General features: G+C 45.6%; 13 protein-coding genes. 3 read left to right on the forward strand and 10 right to left on the reverse strand.

The window, feature by feature from the left end; genetic code table 11:
- Positions 1 to 142: 142 nt before the first annotated feature.
- Both AAHT65_RS04460 and AAHT65_RS04465 read right to left on the reverse strand, forming a co-directional pair.
- Entirely contained in the window at positions 143 to 1,282 is a 1,140-nt protein-coding gene (locus AAHT65_RS04460; protein ID WP_003326521.1) for an acyl-CoA dehydrogenase, read from the reverse strand.
- Complete coding sequence (locus AAHT65_RS04465; protein WP_343311030.1) at positions 1,279 to 3,408, reverse strand: (Fe-S)-binding protein; 2,130 nt, start codon at positions 3,406 to 3,408, stop codon at positions 1,279 to 1,281. The genes AAHT65_RS04460 and AAHT65_RS04465 overlap by 4 nt, the downstream gene beginning before the upstream one ends.
- A 150-nt stretch (positions 3,409 to 3,558) precedes the next feature.
- On the opposite strand from AAHT65_RS04465, the gene cls (AAHT65_RS04470) reads away from it, so the two are divergent.
- The 3 genes from cls (AAHT65_RS04470) (at position 3,559) to AAHT65_RS04480 (ending at position 6,113) form a co-directional block, all read left to right on the forward strand.
- Positions 3,559 to 4,758: a cardiolipin synthase gene (gene cls / locus AAHT65_RS04470; RefSeq protein WP_343311031.1), complete on the forward strand. Its 1,200-nt coding sequence runs from the start codon at positions 3,559 to 3,561 to the stop codon at positions 4,756 to 4,758.
- Between the two features lie 12 nt (positions 4,759 to 4,770).
- Positions 4,771 to 5,733: a UV DNA damage repair endonuclease UvsE gene (gene uvsE, locus AAHT65_RS04475; protein ID WP_094232922.1), complete on the forward strand. Its 963-nt coding sequence runs from the start codon at positions 4,771 to 4,773 to the stop codon at positions 5,731 to 5,733.
- 107 nt (positions 5,734 to 5,840) lie between these two features.
- Positions 5,841 to 6,113 (forward strand): hypothetical protein, encoded by a 273-nt coding sequence (locus AAHT65_RS04480; RefSeq protein ID WP_088118167.1) that lies wholly within the window; start codon positions 5,841 to 5,843, stop codon positions 6,111 to 6,113.
- A 65-nt stretch (positions 6,114 to 6,178) separates the two neighbouring features.
- On the opposite strand, the gene AAHT65_RS04485 is transcribed toward AAHT65_RS04480, so the two are convergent.
- The 8 genes from AAHT65_RS04485 to AAHT65_RS04520 form a co-directional block, all read right to left on the reverse strand.
- Positions 6,179 to 6,703 carry a dihydrofolate reductase family protein gene (locus AAHT65_RS04485; protein WP_343311032.1) on the reverse strand — a complete coding sequence of 175 codons (525 nt, stop codon included), beginning with the start codon at positions 6,701 to 6,703 and terminating at the stop codon, positions 6,179 to 6,181.
- A gap of 71 nt (positions 6,704 to 6,774) precedes the next feature.
- Entirely contained in the window at positions 6,775 to 8,499 is a 1,725-nt protein-coding gene (locus tag AAHT65_RS04490) for an ABC transporter ATP-binding protein (protein ID WP_343311033.1), read from the reverse strand.
- 90 nt (positions 8,500 to 8,589) lie between these two features.
- On the reverse strand, positions 8,590 to 10,092 hold the full coding sequence (gene cls / locus AAHT65_RS04495) for a cardiolipin synthase (protein WP_343311034.1): 1,503 nt from the start codon (positions 10,090 to 10,092) through the stop codon (positions 8,590 to 8,592).
- A gap of 363 nt (positions 10,093 to 10,455) precedes the next feature.
- Positions 10,456 to 11,148 carry a respiratory nitrate reductase subunit gamma gene (narI, locus tag AAHT65_RS04500; RefSeq protein WP_061669082.1) on the reverse strand — a complete coding sequence of 231 codons (693 nt, stop codon included), beginning with the start codon at positions 11,146 to 11,148 and terminating at the stop codon, positions 10,456 to 10,458.
- Positions 11,145 to 11,699, reverse strand: coding sequence for a nitrate reductase molybdenum cofactor assembly chaperone (narJ, locus tag AAHT65_RS04505; RefSeq protein ID WP_151290083.1), 555 nt, complete (start codon positions 11,697 to 11,699; stop codon positions 11,145 to 11,147). Before narJ ends, narI begins: the two co-directional genes overlap by 4 nt.
- 25 nt (positions 11,700 to 11,724) lie before the next feature.
- On the reverse strand, positions 11,725 to 13,188 hold the full coding sequence (gene narH, locus AAHT65_RS04510) for a nitrate reductase subunit beta (RefSeq protein ID WP_010790230.1): 1,464 nt from the start codon (positions 13,186 to 13,188) through the stop codon (positions 11,725 to 11,727).
- Positions 13,178 to 16,864 carry a nitrate reductase subunit alpha gene (locus AAHT65_RS04515; RefSeq protein ID WP_343311035.1) on the reverse strand — a complete coding sequence of 1,229 codons (3,687 nt, stop codon included), beginning with the start codon at positions 16,862 to 16,864 and terminating at the stop codon, positions 13,178 to 13,180. The genes narH and AAHT65_RS04515 overlap by 11 nt, the downstream gene beginning before the upstream one ends.
- A gap of 139 nt (positions 16,865 to 17,003) precedes the next feature.
- Positions 17,004 to 17,480: a Crp/Fnr family transcriptional regulator gene (locus AAHT65_RS04520; RefSeq protein WP_010790232.1), complete on the reverse strand. Its 477-nt coding sequence runs from the start codon at positions 17,478 to 17,480 to the stop codon at positions 17,004 to 17,006.
- Positions 17,481 to 17,587 lie beyond the last annotated feature (107 nt).

A 17,587-nucleotide genomic window follows, 5' to 3' on the forward strand; every position in this document is an offset into this window, starting at 1 on the left:
CGATTTTGTATTGTTCTTAAGACAAACCATACCTCTCATTATAAACAAAATAAAACAGATTATGCTACCCTAAACAGTGTTAATTTAAGATTTTTTAGCGGAGTGCCGCCTTTGGGCTGAATTGGAATGATAGAAACGTGCTTTAATTCGCGAGCATCCTTGAAATCACCAGCCTTTGAATTTCTTGGGTTCCTTCATAGATTTGAGTGATTTTCGCGTCTCGCATGTAGCGTTCAACCGGGTAATCCTTTGTATAGCCGTAGCCTCCGAAGATTTGAACGGCTTCCGTTGTAACCTTCATCGCCGTATCCCCCGCTAACAGTTTAGACATCGCGGAAGCTTTTCCATACGGAAGCCCCGAGGATTCCAGCCACGCAGCCTGATAAGTCAAAAGCCTCGAGGCTTCTATCATTGTCGCCATGTCGGCAAGCTTAAAGGCGATGGCCTGCTGCTCTGCAACAGGCTTACCGAACTGTTTTCTTTCCTTTGCATACTGAAGCGCCGCATCTAAAGCGCCTTGAGCGATACCGACGGCCTGCGCCGCAATGCCGTTCCGTCCGCCGTCAAGCGTGCTCATCGCGATCTTGAACCCTTCCCCTTCCTCGCCGAGACGGTTTTTTGCGGGCACGAGGCAGTCTTCAAAGATAATTTCTGTTGTCGGTGAGGAACGGATGCCGAGTTTTTTTTCTTTTTTGCCTATGGAAAAGCCCTCGAATCCTTTCTCAACGATAAAAGCAGTTACACTTTTTTTCCTTTGTTCAGGGTCAGTGACGGCAAAGACAATGTAAATATCAGCCGCCCCGCCGTTCGTTATAAAGATTTTCGAACCGTTTAATAAATAGTCATCTCCGATTCTTTCGGCGACGGTTTTCATTCCGCCGGCATCTGATCCCGATCCCGCTTCCGTTAAGCCGTAAGCGCCGATCTTCTCTCCGAGGGCAAGCGGTGTAAGATACGTCTGTTTTTGTTCCTCCGTCCCATAAGCATAAAGCGGCCAGCCGCAAAGAGAGGTATGAGCGGAGAGCGTCACCCCCGTTGAAGCGCAAACTTTAGAAAGCTCCTCCACCGCAATGACATAGGCAAGATAGTCGCTTCCGATCCCTCCGTATTGTTCAGGCCAAGGTATGCCCGTCAGCCCCAGATCGGCCATCTCTTGAAACAGCCCTCTGTCGAAGCGTTCTTGTTCGTCACGCTCTGCTGCTGACGGGGCTACTTCATTCTTCGCAAAGTCGCGGACCAACTTTCTAATCATTTCATGTTCATCTGATAAATTGAAATTCATAGCTTCTCCTCCGCATTCACTGGTTCACCTTGATGACTGCCAAAGACAGATTGAGCCAGAAGTTCAGCGACATCGTATGTTCCGACGCGGTCTTCTGCTTCTTTTGCTTTTGTGCCGTCGCCAAGCATCGTGAGGCAATACGGACAGCCTGAACTGATGATTGACGGGTTAACGGATAGCGCCTGTTCTGTCCTGGCGACATTGATTCTGTTGCCCGTTTCTTCCTCCATCCACATTAATCCCCCTCCGGCTCCGCAGCACATTCCGTTTTCCCGGCTGCGCTCCATTTCTGTCAGCCGGACGCCCGGGATTGCTTTTAAAATGGTTCTCGGCGGTTCATACACTTCATTGTACCTGCCCAAATAGCATGAGTCATGGAAGGTGATGGTTTCATTTACGGGATGCTTCGGTTTGAGTTTTCCGTTTTTCACCAATTCGGCCAGCACTTCGGTATGATGAAAGACCTCGCCTTGAAAGCCGAAATCAGGATATTCATTTTTAAATAAATTGTATGCGTGCGGGTCAATGGTCACGATTTTTTTCACATCATTTTTTTCAAATTCAGAAATATTTTTTTCGGCCAGCTCTTGAAATAAAAACTCATTTCCGAGGCGGCGCGGCGTATCTCCTGAATTTTTTTCTTTATTGCCGAGAATGGCAAACGAAACGCCGGCATCATTCATCAGCTTGGCGAAGGTAACGGCGATTTTTTGGCTCCGGTTGTCATATGAACCCATGGAACCGACCCAGAATAAATACTCGAATTCTCTATCTGCTTTTTTCATTTCTTTCACAGTAGGTATTTCTACGTCTGAAGCTGCGTCCCGCCAGTTTTCGCGTTCTTTGCGGTTCAAGCCCCACGGATTTCCTTGCCTTTCGATGCTTGTCATCGCCCGCTGCGCGTCACTGTCCATCTTTCCTTCAGTAAGAACCAAATAACGGCGGAGGTCGATAATTTTATCCACATGCTCGTTCATGACAGGGCACTGGTCCTCACAATTTCGGCATGTGGTGCAGGCCCAAATTTCTTCCTCTGTAATGACGTCTCCGATTAAGTCCGGACTGTATTCAGCGGCGGCAGCGGCTTCCTTTGATCCGCTTGCGGCAGAAGCGGCCGCAAGCTGGTTGCCTTTCGTGTGCTGAAACGCAAGCGCAGGCACCCACGGCGATCTCGATGTGACGGCAGCGCCTTTTTCAGTCAGATGGTCTCTCAGACGTAAGATTAAATCCATCGGCGACAGCATCTTTCCGGTGCCGGAAGCCGGGCACATATTGGTGCAGCGGCCGCATTCCACGCACGCATATAAGTCAATGAGCTGGGACTGACGGAAATCCTCAATGTTTCCCACGCCGAAACTTTCTTTTGTTTCATCAGTGAAATCAATCTTCTCAAGCTTGCCCGGCGCTGTCAGTCTGCTGAAAAAGACATTCGCGGGTCCGGCGATTAAATGTGCATGCTTAGATTGCGGCACATATACTAAAAAGCTCAGCAAAATCAACAGATGCGCCCACCAAGCAACATAGAACACCGCGGCGGCTCCGGTCTCTCCTATTCCTCCAAGCAGAGATGCAATGGCCGATGCGATCGGTTCGCTCCAAGAAAGGCTGTGATGGTGCCAGATGAGATTCATTCCGTTTCCAAGTAAAACAGTCAGCATCAGCCCGCCAATGAAGATGAGGACAAGCCCTGATTTAAACCCGCGTTTGAGTCTGACAAGCTTCTCAATGTAGCGCCTGTGAAACGCCCAGAAAACCGCAATTAAGATAAGAAAGGTGACGATTTCCTGAAAGAAAGTAAATGCAGGATATACCGGCCCAAGCGGCAATCGCCTGTCCGGAAGCAGTCCTTTTATAATAAAATCAATTGCTCCGAACTGGACGAGAATGAATCCATAGAAAAATAAAACGTGGATGATCCCGCTCTTTTTATCCTTGAGCAATTTTTTCTGGCCGAACACATTCACCCAAATACGTTCAAGCCGTTCTTTCAGCCGTTTGTCAAATTGCTCCCTTTGGCCAAGACTGATATAAGCCAGCCTTGTTTTGATCAAATAAAAAAACAGATAGACAGCGTAAGCGGTTACAAACAAAAATGCCAGTGTATTCACGATGAGAAAGCCGCTCATTCCGATTCCCCCTTTGTTCTCCTTCAGACTCTGATCCCCATTCCAAATCTGTAGGTTATCTTTATCATAAATAATGAATGAGTGTTCAGTCAATAATTAAATTTCCTTTCTCTGGGCACACTACAGTTACTTCAGGAAAGGAGTGTCTTGATGAAGGTCTTTTTTGCAATTCTTATTATTCTAATCCTCCTGTTCGCCTTGTTGCTGCTTGATATATTTTTCGGACGGGCGGCTTACAGAAAAAAAGCATATGAACCTGTTTTTTCAACGAAAAAAAGTGATATCGAACTGATCGATAACGGAAATGTTCTTTTCCAGCGTCTTATGGATGACATCCGCCAAGCCTCATCTTCTATTCATGTGTTGTTTTTTATCATGAAAAACGACGAGGTCAGCCATGACATGTATGCTTTGCTTAAGGAAAAAGCCGAAACCGGAATGCCTGTATATTTGCTGCTGGACTGGGCCGTCGGACGCACGATAAAAAAAGACACTCTGCAAACGATGAAAAGCGCCGGTGTCCGGGTTTATTTACTTAACCGGCCCGCCTTCCCTTATTTTTTCTTTCGTATGCAAAAGCGAAATCATAGAAAAATCACTGTGATTGACGGGAAAATCGGCTATGTCGGCGGATTTAATATCGCGGGTGAATATCTTGGCAAAAAAGCGAAATTCGGAAATTGGGAAGACTATCACCTGCGAATGACTGGAGAGGGCGTAGCCGACCTTCAAACGGTTTTTTTAAAGGATCTCAAGCGGAATGGCGGCAATACTGAAACAGCCTCAGATGTTTTCCCTGAGCTTCCGCAAGGGAATATCTCTCATACCATCTATGCGAGTGATGGTTTTTCTCTTGAGGAAAGCTATTTATCACACATCCGGCTTGCCAAGCAGAGCATTATCATCTGCACGCCTTATTATATTCCGAGCAAGCGGCTTCAGCAGGCGTTGTTAGAAGCAAGAAAAAACGGCGTATCGGTTACGCTTATTGTCCCTATGAAATCGGATCACCCGCTGGTCAGAGAGGCCGGCTTCACTTACTATGCTGAGCTGCTGGATGCAGGCTGCATGATTTATCGTTTTTATCAAGGATTTTATCATGTGAAAGCAATGGTCATAGATGACATCATCAGCATTATCGGCACGGCTAATTTTGATAAGCGCAGCTTTTTTTTGAATGAAGAGATGAATGTTGTCATTGAGGATGAGGCATTTACGAAAACAGTGATGGAAACCATTGAGCTGGATATCAAAAAATCTGATCCGCTGACGAAAGAACATTATAAAAAGCGTTCAATTCGGCAGAGACCGGCAGAATGGCTCGGCAAAGCGCTATCTTACTTTTTGTAAAGGAGAGATCCTATGATTTTCAGATTTGGGTACGTATCAAATGCGATGAGCCTGTGGGATGCGTCTCCGGCAAAAACGCTGACATTCACCCGTTATGCTGCGCTTTCGAAAACAGAAAGAAAGGAAGCGCTTCTTTATACAACAAAGGCCAATCTGAACAATACCCTGCGGACCATCTATTATACAATCGGCCATGACATCCCGTTATACCGTTTTTCAAGCTCAATCGTACCGCTGGCCACCCATCCCGACGTCATGTGGGATTTTGTCACTCCTTTTCAGAAAGAGTTTCGGGAGATCGGGGAGCTCGTGAAAAAACACAATCTCAGAACAAGCTTTCATCCCAACCAATTTACGCTGTTTACCAGCCCGAAAGAAACCATTACAAAAAACGCCGTGACCGATATGGCTTATCATTATCATATGCTCGAAGCGATGGATATTGCTGATCGCTCGGTTATTAATATTCACATCGGCGGAGCTTATGGAGATAAAGCCGGCGCGATTGACCGTTTTCATGAAAATATAAAACTGCTTCCGGAGGAAATAAAACAGCGGATGACGCTCGAAAACGATGATAAAACGTACACAACCGAAGAGACCTTGGCTGTCTGTGAGCAAGAAAGAGTTCCGTTCGTCTTTGATTATCATCACTTTTACGCAAATCCAACGGATGAAGCCGATCTGAATGAAGCGCTGCCCAGGATGATTAAAACGTGGAAAAGAATCGGGCTGCAGCCGAAGGTCCATCTCTCATCTCCCAAATCAGATAACGCCATTCGCAGCCACGCCGATTATGTCGATGCTAATTTTTTGCTGCCGTTGTTGGAGCGTTTCAGACAATGGGGAACAAACATTGATTTTATGATTGAGGCCAAGCAAAAAGACCGCGCGCTCCTCCGGCTTCTCGATGAATTAAGCGCAATTCGCGGAGTCAAGCGGATTGGGGGCGGAACATTGCAATGGAAATCGTGATAAAGCTTGGATATGCTCATGCAGGTTTAGCGCCTGCACATAAAGGGAACGTTCCCTGTAACAAGCGTCATCAATCGAACAGAACAATAGATGGAGGAAAAAAAACCATGAAAAACATAAAATCTCTCAAAATCGCCGCACAGGCTTTTACATTAAAAAATTTGATTCAGCTTTATCAGCTTTGCCATTCAGGAAGCCATGAACTATATATTTACTCTAAAAAAACCATGTGTAAAATTAGAGATTTGATTGAGCTGGAAACGTTTAGAATGGCTCATAAAGAAAATGAGTATTTAATTGTAATCGAAGGAAATAAAGCGGATCATATGATCGAAAAGTTCCAAGGCTTGATTGAGCCGGCAGAAAAACAAGTTCACTAATATTACATATATAAGAATAGATAAAAGCGCCAATCAACGCTTTTATCTATTCTTTTTTAATTCTCTTAGGTTGCTTCATAATGAAGCTGCGCCGCTTGTCCGAAACGCCGCATATCCGTTAAACGAAGCTTTGTCTCAGTCTGATGCTCATGGAACAGCGGAATGCCGCTTCCCAGCATGACCGGAATCATAGTCATGATAAACTCGTCTATTGCCCCTTCTTTTATCAGCGTATGAGCCAGCTCCGCCCCGCCTGCGATCCAGATGTTGGAGCCTCTCTGTTTTTTTAACCGCTGAATGAAATCTTTCATATCTTCATGAATGAATATGACATGTTCATCTGAAAAACGGTCCGGCGTTTTCGTCAGAACATAACATGTTTTATCCTTGTATGGAAAATCAGCCGCGAGGACTTTTATATGTTCGTATGTGCTGCGCCCTAAAATGACAGTATCAATGGTTTGATAAAAATCTCCGTACCCATTGTCGCCCTCTCCTTCAAAGTCATCCAGCCAGTCAATGCTGCCATCCTCTCTTGCGATAAAACCGTCTATTGAAGCGGCAATGTAGAGAATCGTTTTTCGGTTCATCTTTTTCCCTCCTAAATGTGCAGATATAAAAAGCGTATCACATGATCTGTGATACGCCTTAACAAATTCTGCTAATGCACCATTTCCCCGAACTGCGCTTGATGCAGCCTGCTGTAAATGCCTCCTGACGCGATCAATTCACTGTGGCGGCCCTGCTCGGCGATTCCGTCCTTAGTGACGACAACGATCCGGTCGGCGTGTTTAATCGTCGCCAGCCTGTGGGCGATGATAAGCGTTGTCCGTCCTTTTGACAGCTCTTGCAGCGCCTTTTGGATGGCGGCTTCTGTTTCTGTATCAAGTGCGGATGTCGCTTCGTCAAGAATAAGAATAGATGGGTTTTTCAAAAACATTCTGGCAATCGACAAACGCTGCTTTTGGCCTCCCGACAGCTTAACGCCGCGCTCGCCGATAAGCGTGTCCAAGCCTTCTGGGTAGCTGTTCACAAGCTCTTCCAGATGGGCTTGTTTGACTGCCTTCCAAATCTCCTCTTCTGACGCCCCTAATCGGCCGTAGGCGATATTTTCCCTCAGTGTTCCGGCAAACAAGAAGACATCCTGCTGGACGATGCCGATCTGCCCGCGGAGAGACGGCACTTTTATCTCTTTAATATTGATCCCGTCTATCGTAATGTCTCCTTCAACAGTCTCATAAAAACGCGGGAGCAAACTGCACAGCGTTGATTTCCCGGCACCGGACGGACCTACGAACGCCACTGTTTCTCCTGCTTTGATCGACAGGCTGACATTTTTCAAAACATTGCTGTTTTCTTCATATCCAAATGATACATTTTGATATCTGATATCCCCTTTTAACGCAGACACCTCTTTTGCTTGAGGCGAATCCTGAATATCCGGCTCTGTCTCCATCAGCTCCATATAGCTTTTAAAGCCCGCAATTCCCCTCGGATACATTTCAATGATGGCGTTAATTTTGTCAATCGGCCGGAACAGCACATTCGTTAACAGAACAAATGCCACAAATTCCCCGTACGTTAATGATCCGCGAATGACAAACCACGTTCCGCACAGAAGGACAAACAGCGTGACAAACCGTGTCAGCATATAGCTGATTGAGCCGTTTTTCGCCATGATTTTGTATGAGGACAGCTTAGTCAGGCGGAAGCGCTGATTATTTACAGCGAAGCGCTCTTTTTCAAACTCTTCGTTGCCGAACGCTTGAACGAGCCGGATGCCGCCGATATTATTTTCCACCCGCGCACTGAAATCTCCGATGTCCTTGTTCAGCATTGTGAACGCTCTGGTCATCTTTTTGTTGAAATAAAGCGCAAGCCAAATGACGACCGGCATGATGATAAACGTTAATAAAGCGAGCTGCCAGTTAATAAACAGCATAACCCCGAACGCTCCGAGAATCGTCATAATGGCGATGAACAAATCTTCAGGTCCGTGATGCGCGACTTCTCCGATGTACATTAAATCGTTCGTCAGCTTGGACATTAATTTTCCCGTCTTGTTGTTGTCATAAAATTTAAAAGACAGCTTTTGAAGATGGTCAAAAAGTGATTTTCTCATATCTGTTTCGATATTGATGCCGAGCATATGCCCCCAGTAGGTGACGATATATTGGAGGCCTGAGCTGATTGCGTATACCGCAAACAACGCAATAGAGGTCGCGATGATCAGTCCCCAATCTCTTCCCGGAAGCAATGTATCAATGAAATAATTGACGATTAAAGGAAAACTCAGCTCCATTAAGCCGCCTGCAATCGCCGAGAAAAAGTCGAGAAAGAACAAGGTTTTATATGGTTTATAGTACGCAAAAAATTGACGCAGCACACAATTTTCCCCCAATGCACGAATAATCGTTGATAAGATTTCTCAATTATACTATACACTGGTTGTTTTGAAAGATAGATTTTCTTTTTCTTACAGGACACCTGAAAATAAGCGGGCAAACGATTCTTTTGTCCGATCGGCCATTCCTCTTTTATAAAAGCCGACAGGGCTGATTTTCTCACTTTCCAGCATATCCTCTTGGAAATGGGTTTCGAGCTCCCGGATCGCTTCGTCGTCCGTGAAAAAGACGTTCACTTCAAAATTGAGCTGAAAGCTGCGCATGTCCATGTTCGCGGTGCCGACTGATGCGAGATCTCCATCAATAATCAAGACTTTTTGATGCATAAAGCCTTTTTGGTACGAATACACTTCAATGCCCTCGAGAAGAAGCTCCGGAAAATATGATCTCGACGCGTATTGTGTTAAAAAGCTGTCATTGGTCTCCGGCACCATGACACGAACCTGCACGCCTTTTGTTGCGGCGGCCTTCAGAGCGGTGCGGATCGGTTCATTCGGAACAAAATAAGGCGTTGCAATCCACACTGATTTCGACGCAGATGAAATCATTTCATAATAGAGGTCGCTCATGCTTTCCTTCATGTCAGGACCTGTCGCGACAATTTGATAAATGCCGCCGCCCTCCGCAGGGACCGGCGTATTGTATGCTTTTTGATCGATCAACACTTCATTTGATATGTATTCCCAATCAAGCATAAAGATGGCGTGAAGCGTTTGCACAATTTCTCCTTCCAGCCGCAGGTGTGTATCTCTCCAAAATCCGATGCCCTGATCTCTGCTGATATATTCTTTTCCGACATTCAATCCGCCGACAAAACCGACCTTGCCGTCTATGACCACGATTTTCCTGTGATTTCTGAAGTTGAGTTTCTGGTTGAAAAATCCGTACTTCAACGGGGAAAACGGAACGATGTCTACACCCGCTTCTTTCAGTTTGAAGATGTCCTTCCCCGCCAATTTGATGCTTCCCGCCGCGTCGTATAAAAACCGCACCTCGACACCCTGGCGCGCTTTTTCGATCATAATATCCATCATGCCATGGCCAAGCATATCTGACTTAAACATGTAGTATTCAATATGTATATAAGACTCCGCTTCACGCATCGCTTTGAAAATCTCGGGAAAGGTTTTTTCCCCGTTTTTCAGCACTTTTATATTACTTTTCGTATTAATATTCATATGAGTGGCCCTGATCGAATAAGTAAAAAATCTTTCTTGATTGTCCTTAAGCCCCTTCACTTCAGGCGTTGCCTCCTTATCAAACAGCTTGCGGAGCTTTTCTCTGTTGTACATTCTCTTTGTTTTAAAAAGCTTGCCCTTCACATAGAGCTGTCCGGAAAACAGATAGAACATGTAGCCTGCGATCGGAAAAAAGACAAGGATATGTATCCATAACAGCGTATGCTGAGATGTTCGGTTTTCAAGAATTAAGGAATAAATACTGAAAAGAATGATGCTGACATAACATAGCAAACCTCCGTAAAACTCCAGCCTGGAAACCGGAAAAAACCATATGATGTACGCCCCAATGAGCATAATGTATAAAAAGAAAAATTCCAGTCTCCTTTTGAGCATCTGTATTCTCTCCAATCTGATCCGATTACCTCCGTATTTCCTCTTATTTCTAACTTTTAAACCTTTCTATGAAAAAAAGCCCCCTCGCTCTGGGCGAAAAGGCTTATGATGATGCTTCCTGCGACTGGCCCGGACTGATGTTTTTAAGCAAGGCCAGGAAATATTACTATTTTCATATATAAAAATAACAGTATTTTTTTCTGACGAACAAACACCTTGTCAGCAAATGTCTTACATTTTTATTTTTTTATATCATGTAATGTTAGAAAAACTACTTCAGAAACCAAATGCCTGTCATTCCGCTTCGGTGCATCCTTTCCTTATACCGAAACCCCCCCTTTATCTGACTAAGGGGGGGTTCTTTTACATATGCTGCATGTTTCGTTTTGAACGTTTGCGATACACAACATAGCTGCGGGTCAGATACTTGAGCGGCAGGCTGAACACATGAACCAATCTCGTAAATGGCCACATGATAAAAACAACGTATCCCATGATGATATGAAGCTTAAACCATTGGGGGACACTCTCCATCAGGGAAGCGTCAGCCCGGAACAAAAAGATTTGCCTGAACCACGGCCCGACTGTTGTCCGGTAATCAAATCCTTTAGAATCAATGTTTAAAAACGTCGCCGCTACACCTGAAAACATCACAAACAATAACAGGAACAGCGTGAGAATATCTGATGCAGAGCTTGTTTTCCGGATTCTTTTGTCGAACAGCCTTCTAAATGTCAAAATGATGAGTCCAGTCAATGCAGTGATCCCGGCCGGCAATCCTACCCCAATCGCCATTTTGTGATAAATATGTTCTGTGACGCCAATAGCATGGTAAAAGCCTTCAGGGATTAAAATTCCCATGATATGTCCGCCAATGACAAATAACATCCCCCAATGAAAGAGAGTGCTGCCTACCGCTAGCTTTTTCTTTTCTAACAGCTCGCTTGATTTGGCGGTCCAACCAAACTGGTCATGTTGATAACGATAAATATGTCCGCCTATAAATATCGTAAACACCATGTACGGCATGATGACCCACAGGATCTGCCCGCTCATGTTCGGACAGTCCCTTCACTGCTTTCATACACGCCGATGTCTTGCAGCGCGGTCAGCAGCACATCTAACAGTGAAGCATATATACTTTGGTTTTCATTTAGACGGGATGTGAGCTCCCGCAAATTAGACAGATATTTCTCAAACACGCTCCTCGCTGCCTCGATCTCCGCAATGGCTGCGAATTCCAGCATAAGCGGCAGATAATCGGGAAGTTCTTTCTCTGTCGGGAGGAAGCCGGATTGCTGATATGTGTTTTTCAAATGAAGCAATTCAATGCCGCGTTCCCTTTGTTCACCTGAATTAAAGTAGGTGACGTACATATTCGTTTTTTTTCCAAAATCGAACGTGTATACATAATGTTCAATCAGCGCTTCTTGTGAAAAGCCGGCCGATGTCTTTAAAAAGTGAAACAGCTTCTCCCGGATTTGCTGATTTTCGATCTCGCGGATAAGATCTTGCCATTCGGGATGTTCGGTTCTCCACTCTTCATCAGGATAAGAGAGAAAATAGGAAAGCGCTGAGAAAATAATTTGCCGGTCTGTGGTGTTCATCGTGTTACACCTCATTTTTCATAGGTTATAAACAAGAGCCTGGGCCGCCTGAAAATGACAAGCCGCAGCTGCCTTGCTCAGCGTATAAGTCTGCAACTTCTTCACGGTGGCTGCTTGGAATCACAAAGCGGTCATCATATTTGGCAATCGCAAGCAGCCGATACATGTCTTCGATTTGTTCTTCTGTTAGTCCGACACTGGAAATCAATGCCGGGTCGATCGGCTTTTTCGTTTGTACCGCTCTCATGTACTGGCGCATGACAGACATTTTCTTTAATGTTGTTCGAATATGATCCGTGTCGCCCGCCGTTAATAATTGAGCTAAGTATTCAATCGGAATTCTCATTTGATCGATGGCCGGAAAAATGTCTTCCGCTGTTTGATGGCTTCCTTTTCCTTCAAAGACATTCATGATTGGACTCAGAGGCGGAATGTACCAAACCATCGGCAATGTACGGTATTCCGGGTGAAGCGGCAGCGCTATTTTCCAGTCGATGATCATTTTATAGATTGGCGATTGCTGCGCAGCTTCAATCCATTCAGCCGGGATGCCCTGTTCCTTCGCTTGTTCGGCAACAGCAGGGTCATTCGGGTCAAGGAACACTTCCAGCTGAGATTGATAGAGATCCTTCTCACTTTCAGTCGATGCCGCTTCCTCCACCTTATCCGCGTCATAAAGCATAACGCCCAAATAACGGATTCTGCCCACACATGTCTCGGAACAAATGGTCGGCAGCCCCGCTTCTAATCGCGGAAAGCAGAGGGTGCATTTTTCGGCTTTATTCGTCTGCCAGTTAAAATAGACTTTTTTATAAGGACAGGAAGAGACACAGTATCTCCATGAACGGCATGCGTTTTGATCCACCAGCACGATACCGTCTTCCTCGCGTTTATACATGGCGCCTGACGGACAAGATGAGACACACGCCGGGTTGATGCAGTGTTCACAGATGCGCGGAAGATACATCATAAAAACTTCGTCGAATTCTGTTTTGATAGACTCCTCCATCTTTTGAACATTCGGATCTTCAAGTCCCGTAATATGTCCGCCCGCCAGATCATCCTCCCAGTTTGGCCCCCACTCGATATTCATAAAGTCTCCCGTCAATGCCGATTTAGGGCGCGCCACGGGCTGGTGTTTTTTCTGCGGGCTGTTCGTTAATGTTTCATAATCATAGTTCCAAGGTTCATAGTAATCATCAATTGTTGGCTGATTCGGGTTATAGAAAAGGCTGGCAAGACGGTTGGTTTTCGGTCCTGATTTCAGCTCAAGCTTTCCTTTTTTTAATGTCCAGCCGCCTTTATATTTGTCTTGGTCCTCCCACTGCTTCGGATAGCCGATTCCAGGTTTTGTTTCAACATTATTGAAGTACATATATTCCGCTCCGGAACGGTTTGTCCACGTGTTTTTGCAGGTCACGCTGCATGTGTGGCAGCCGATGCATTTATCTAAGTTCATGACCATTCCGATTTGCGCTTTAATCTTCAAGCCAATCGACCTCCTTCAGCTTGCGGATGACCACATTCAGATCACGCTGATTCCCAGTTGGGCCGTAGTAATTAAATCCGTAGCTAAGCTGAGCATAGCCGCCGATCATTTGTGTCGGTTTAACATGAATCCTTGTCGGGCTGTTATGGGTGCCGCCGCGGTTATTCGTCAGTTTTGTGCCGGGTACGTTGATGTGGCGGTCTTGTGCATGGTGCATAAACGCCATCCCTTTAGGAATACGGTGAGAAAGAACGGCTCTCGCTACGACAACGCCATTTCGGTTGAAGCATTCAATCCAATCGTTGTCTCGGATATCTGTGTCCTCTGCATCATCTTTATTCATCCACACTGTCGGCCCTCCGCGGAATAGCGTCAGCATCGGTAATGAGTCAAAGTACATGCTGTGGACGGACCATTTGTTATGCGGCGTTAAATAATTGAGAACGATTTCTTTGCCCTCTTGATCAGGCCGTTTACTCAGAAACGGACGATGCTGGAGGATCGGTTTAAATGTCGCCATCGTTTCCCCGAACTCCATCATCAGCTCATGATCGACATAGTAAGACTGTCTGCCCGTCAGCGTCCGCCAAGGGATTAATTTTTCTACATTTGTCGTAAACGGCGAGTACCTGCGTCCTCCTTTTTCTGAGCCTGTAAATGCCGGAGACGTGATGACCGTTTTTGGCTGAGCGGTGATCTGTTCGAACGTAAAGCATTCTTCTTCCCGCTCTTCAGCCAGGTCTTTTAACTTCAGGTTTGTGATGTCTTCAAGTGATTCCCATGCTTTCACCGCAACTTTTCCATTCGAAGTGGAAGAAAGGGTTAAAATGGCTTCTGCCGCCTGCTTCGCCTCACTTATATTCGGACATCCCTTGGCGACGCTGTCCGTTGCGATTTCTCCCAGTCTCTTTTTGAGTGATTCATATTCATCAGCTATCGACCAGCTCATCCCTTTTGTTCCGCTTGGTTTTAGGGCGGCGTTAGGGCCAAGTGCGGTCATTTTATGAAAGATTTGTTTATAGTCCCGTTCAACAACATGAATGTTCGGCATCGTTTTCCCCGGAACGGCTTCGCATTCGCCTTTGCTCCAGTCATTGATTTTTCCGAAAGGCTGCGCCATTTCCTGCATAGTGTCATGGAGGAGCGGCGTCGCGACAGCTTCTTTAACCGGCTCCATCTCTACTTCTTCAGCCAAGTCGGATATGGCTTTTGATAATGCTTTAAAAATATCCCAGTCTGACTTGGATTCCCAAGGCGCTGAGATGGCCGGAGCAAAAGGATGAATAAACGGATGCATATCCGTACTGCTGAGATCATGTTTTTCATACCAAGTCGCCGCCGGAAGCACGATATCGGAATACAATGCCGTTCCAGCCATTCGAAAATCGAGATTGATTAATAAGTCGAGCTTTCCTTCCGGTGCTTGATCATGCCATTTGATTTCTTCCGGACGGATGCTGTCGCTGTCGTCATTCATCAATCCGTTTGTCGTCCCCAAGAGATGCTTAAGAAAATATTCATGCCCTTTTCCCGAACTTGAGATCAGATTCGCTCTCCATACAAAAAGATTTCTCGGGAAATTGGCTTCATCGTCAGGATCTTCAATGGCAAATTTCAGTTTTTTCTCTTGGAGCTGACCGGCCACATATGCACCAACATCTTCAGGCGTTTTTGCACCCGCTTTTTCAGCTTCCTTGTGAAGATCAATTCCGTTTTTATTAAACGTCGGGTAAGACGGGAGCCACCCTAATCTTGCCGCCAGCACATTGTAGTCGGCGTGATGCTTGTAGCGGGAGGATGCTGCGATCGGAGAAGCCAAGTCACTGATCGGCTGATCCTCGTAGCGCCACTGGTCTGTCGCAAAGTAGAAGAATGATGTGCCGTTTTGCAGCTTTGGCGCCCCCTCCCAGTCCTTTGCATTGGCAATCGTCTGCCAGCCTTCAGCTGGCCGAAGCTTTTCCTGCCCCACATAGTGAGCCCATCCGCCCCCGTTTACACCTTGGGCGCCGACTAATAAAACAAGATTTAAAACCGCCCGGTAAATCGTGTCAGAGTTGAACCAATGGTTAATTCCCGCCCCTACGATAATCATTGACCGTCCATCTGTATCGATCGCATTTTGGGCAAATTCTCTGGCAATTTTAACAACCATCTCCCTTTTGATCCCTGTCACCTGTTCTTGCCAGGCGGGTGTAAACGGCTCAGCATCATCAAACGAGGCGGCTGATTTCTGCCCGATTCCCCGATTGACGCCATAGTTTGCCAGAATTAAATCAAAAACAGTTGTGACATATACGTCTTCATTATTCAGGTTTAGTTTCTTAATGGGAAGATCGCGCTCAAGCACTCTGTTTCCCTCATTTGAGAAATACGGGATTCGAACTGTGCCGATTTCGTCTTCTATTCCGAGCACTGACAGCCTCGGTTCAATTTGTTCCCCTGTATCTTCATCTGCCATGTGCAGATTCCATTTCTTTTGGCCGTCCCATCGTGATCCCATTGTTCCTTGCGGTATCGCAAATGTGCTTGTACGTTCATTCCACACAGCAGGCTTCCACTGATCATGCTCTGTTTGCCGTCCGATGTCCTTCGCATGGAGAAAACGTCCGGCTGTATAAGCGCCATCTTCTTTTGACAAGGTGACAAAGAACGGGAAATCTGTGTATTGCTTCGCATAATCGATGAATCGCTCTGTTTCTTGATTCACGTAAAATTCTTGCAGGATGACATGCCCCATTGCCATCGCAAGCGCGCCGTCTGTTCCCTGTCGGATGCTCAGCCAGTCATCCGCAAATTTTGACGATTCCGCAAAATCCGGACTGATTGAGATGACTTTTGCTCCTTTATAGCGGGCTTCTGCCAAAAAGTGCGCATCAGGCGTCCTTGTTAACGGGACATTGGAGCCCCATGTGATGATATAGCCCGAATTGTACCAGTCACTGCTTTCCGGCACGTCTGTCTGGTCTCCCCAGATTTGCGGAGACGCTGGAGGAAGATCCGCATACCAATCATAAAAACTCAGCATAGGACCGCCTATTAAAGACATAAACCGCGAGCCTGACGCGTGGCTGATCATTGACATGGCGGGAATCGGAGAAAATCCGACGTTGCGGTCAGAGCCGTATTTCATGACTGTATATAATAGAGAAGCAGAAATCAGTTTCAGCACCTCCGGCCACTCAGCGCGCACAAAACCGCCTTTTCCTCTCGCCTGTTTATAGGACTTCGCTTTTTCCGGATGCTCAACGATAGATTTCCATGCTTCCAATGGATTTTTGTGTGTTTGCAATGCTTCCCGCCACATAGTAATCAGCACACCGCGAACGTATGGATATTTGACACGCAGCGGGCTGTAGATATACCAGGAAAAACTTGCCCCGCGGGGACAGCCCCTTGGCTCGAAGTCAGGCATATCAGGGCCGGTTGAAGGATAATTCAAATTTTGCCCTTCCCACGTGACGATGCCGTTTTTCACATAAATATTCCAGCTGCAAGATCCCGTGCAGTTGACTCCGTGGGTGGAGCGGACAACTTTATCATACTGCCATCTGTTTCTATATACATTCTCCCAATCGCGATCTTCGTATGTTGTTTGACTATGTTTATTAGAATGATGCTCAATAGGAGAGAAATAGTTTAGTCTCCTGAACAGCGGACTCATTTTCTTCTTTTTCATCGATGCTTCACTCCTTTGAGTCAGGTGATTCTCATTTCACTATATACAGAGGCAGCATCGTTCCTTGTGAACTTTGTCACATACACCCCTTATTTCACAAATGTTTCACATTCAGGATTCAAAAAAACCCGGTTCCTGGTTAGGAATCGGGAGTGACGTTTTCATCCTGAGATGTGTGCAGATAACGCAAAAATAACTGGTAGGAAAAAAAGAGATTTTCCTGAAGCATGACCAGAAAATTCGTCTGCAGCTGCGGATGATAGGTCATTATTTTTTTAAATTTGTAAAAAGGAATTTCCAACACGAGTGTGTCTTCAGATGTTTTGACTGAAATGAAAGGAGATAAAAGCAGCTCGCCATTTTGATCAATGGGGAACACATCACCTTTTTTCCAAAATGCAATGGCGCGCGATCCTTCAGGCAGTCTGCTGTCAATAAAATGAATGCTGCCTTTTAATACAATATAAACTGATTGTGAATGCAAAAAAGATGGAGACTGATCAGATGAGCAACGGATGAACTTTCCGTTATTCAGCAATGTTTCGACAATGGGCAGAGATACTTGATTAAACATTGGAAGATGTTTCAGAAATAATAAATAGTCACACTGATTCATAGGAAAGCCTCCTGTGATAAGGATAGCTTTAGTGTATCTTGATTGAATCAATACAGCAGTGATGTAATTCACAGAAATTATGATAAATGTCACTTATCGGAAGAATG

It is taken from the genome of Bacillus atrophaeus (assembly GCF_039519175.1).
In the GTDB taxonomy this organism is placed as follows: Bacteria; Bacillota; Bacilli; order Bacillales; family Bacillaceae; genus Bacillus; species Bacillus atrophaeus.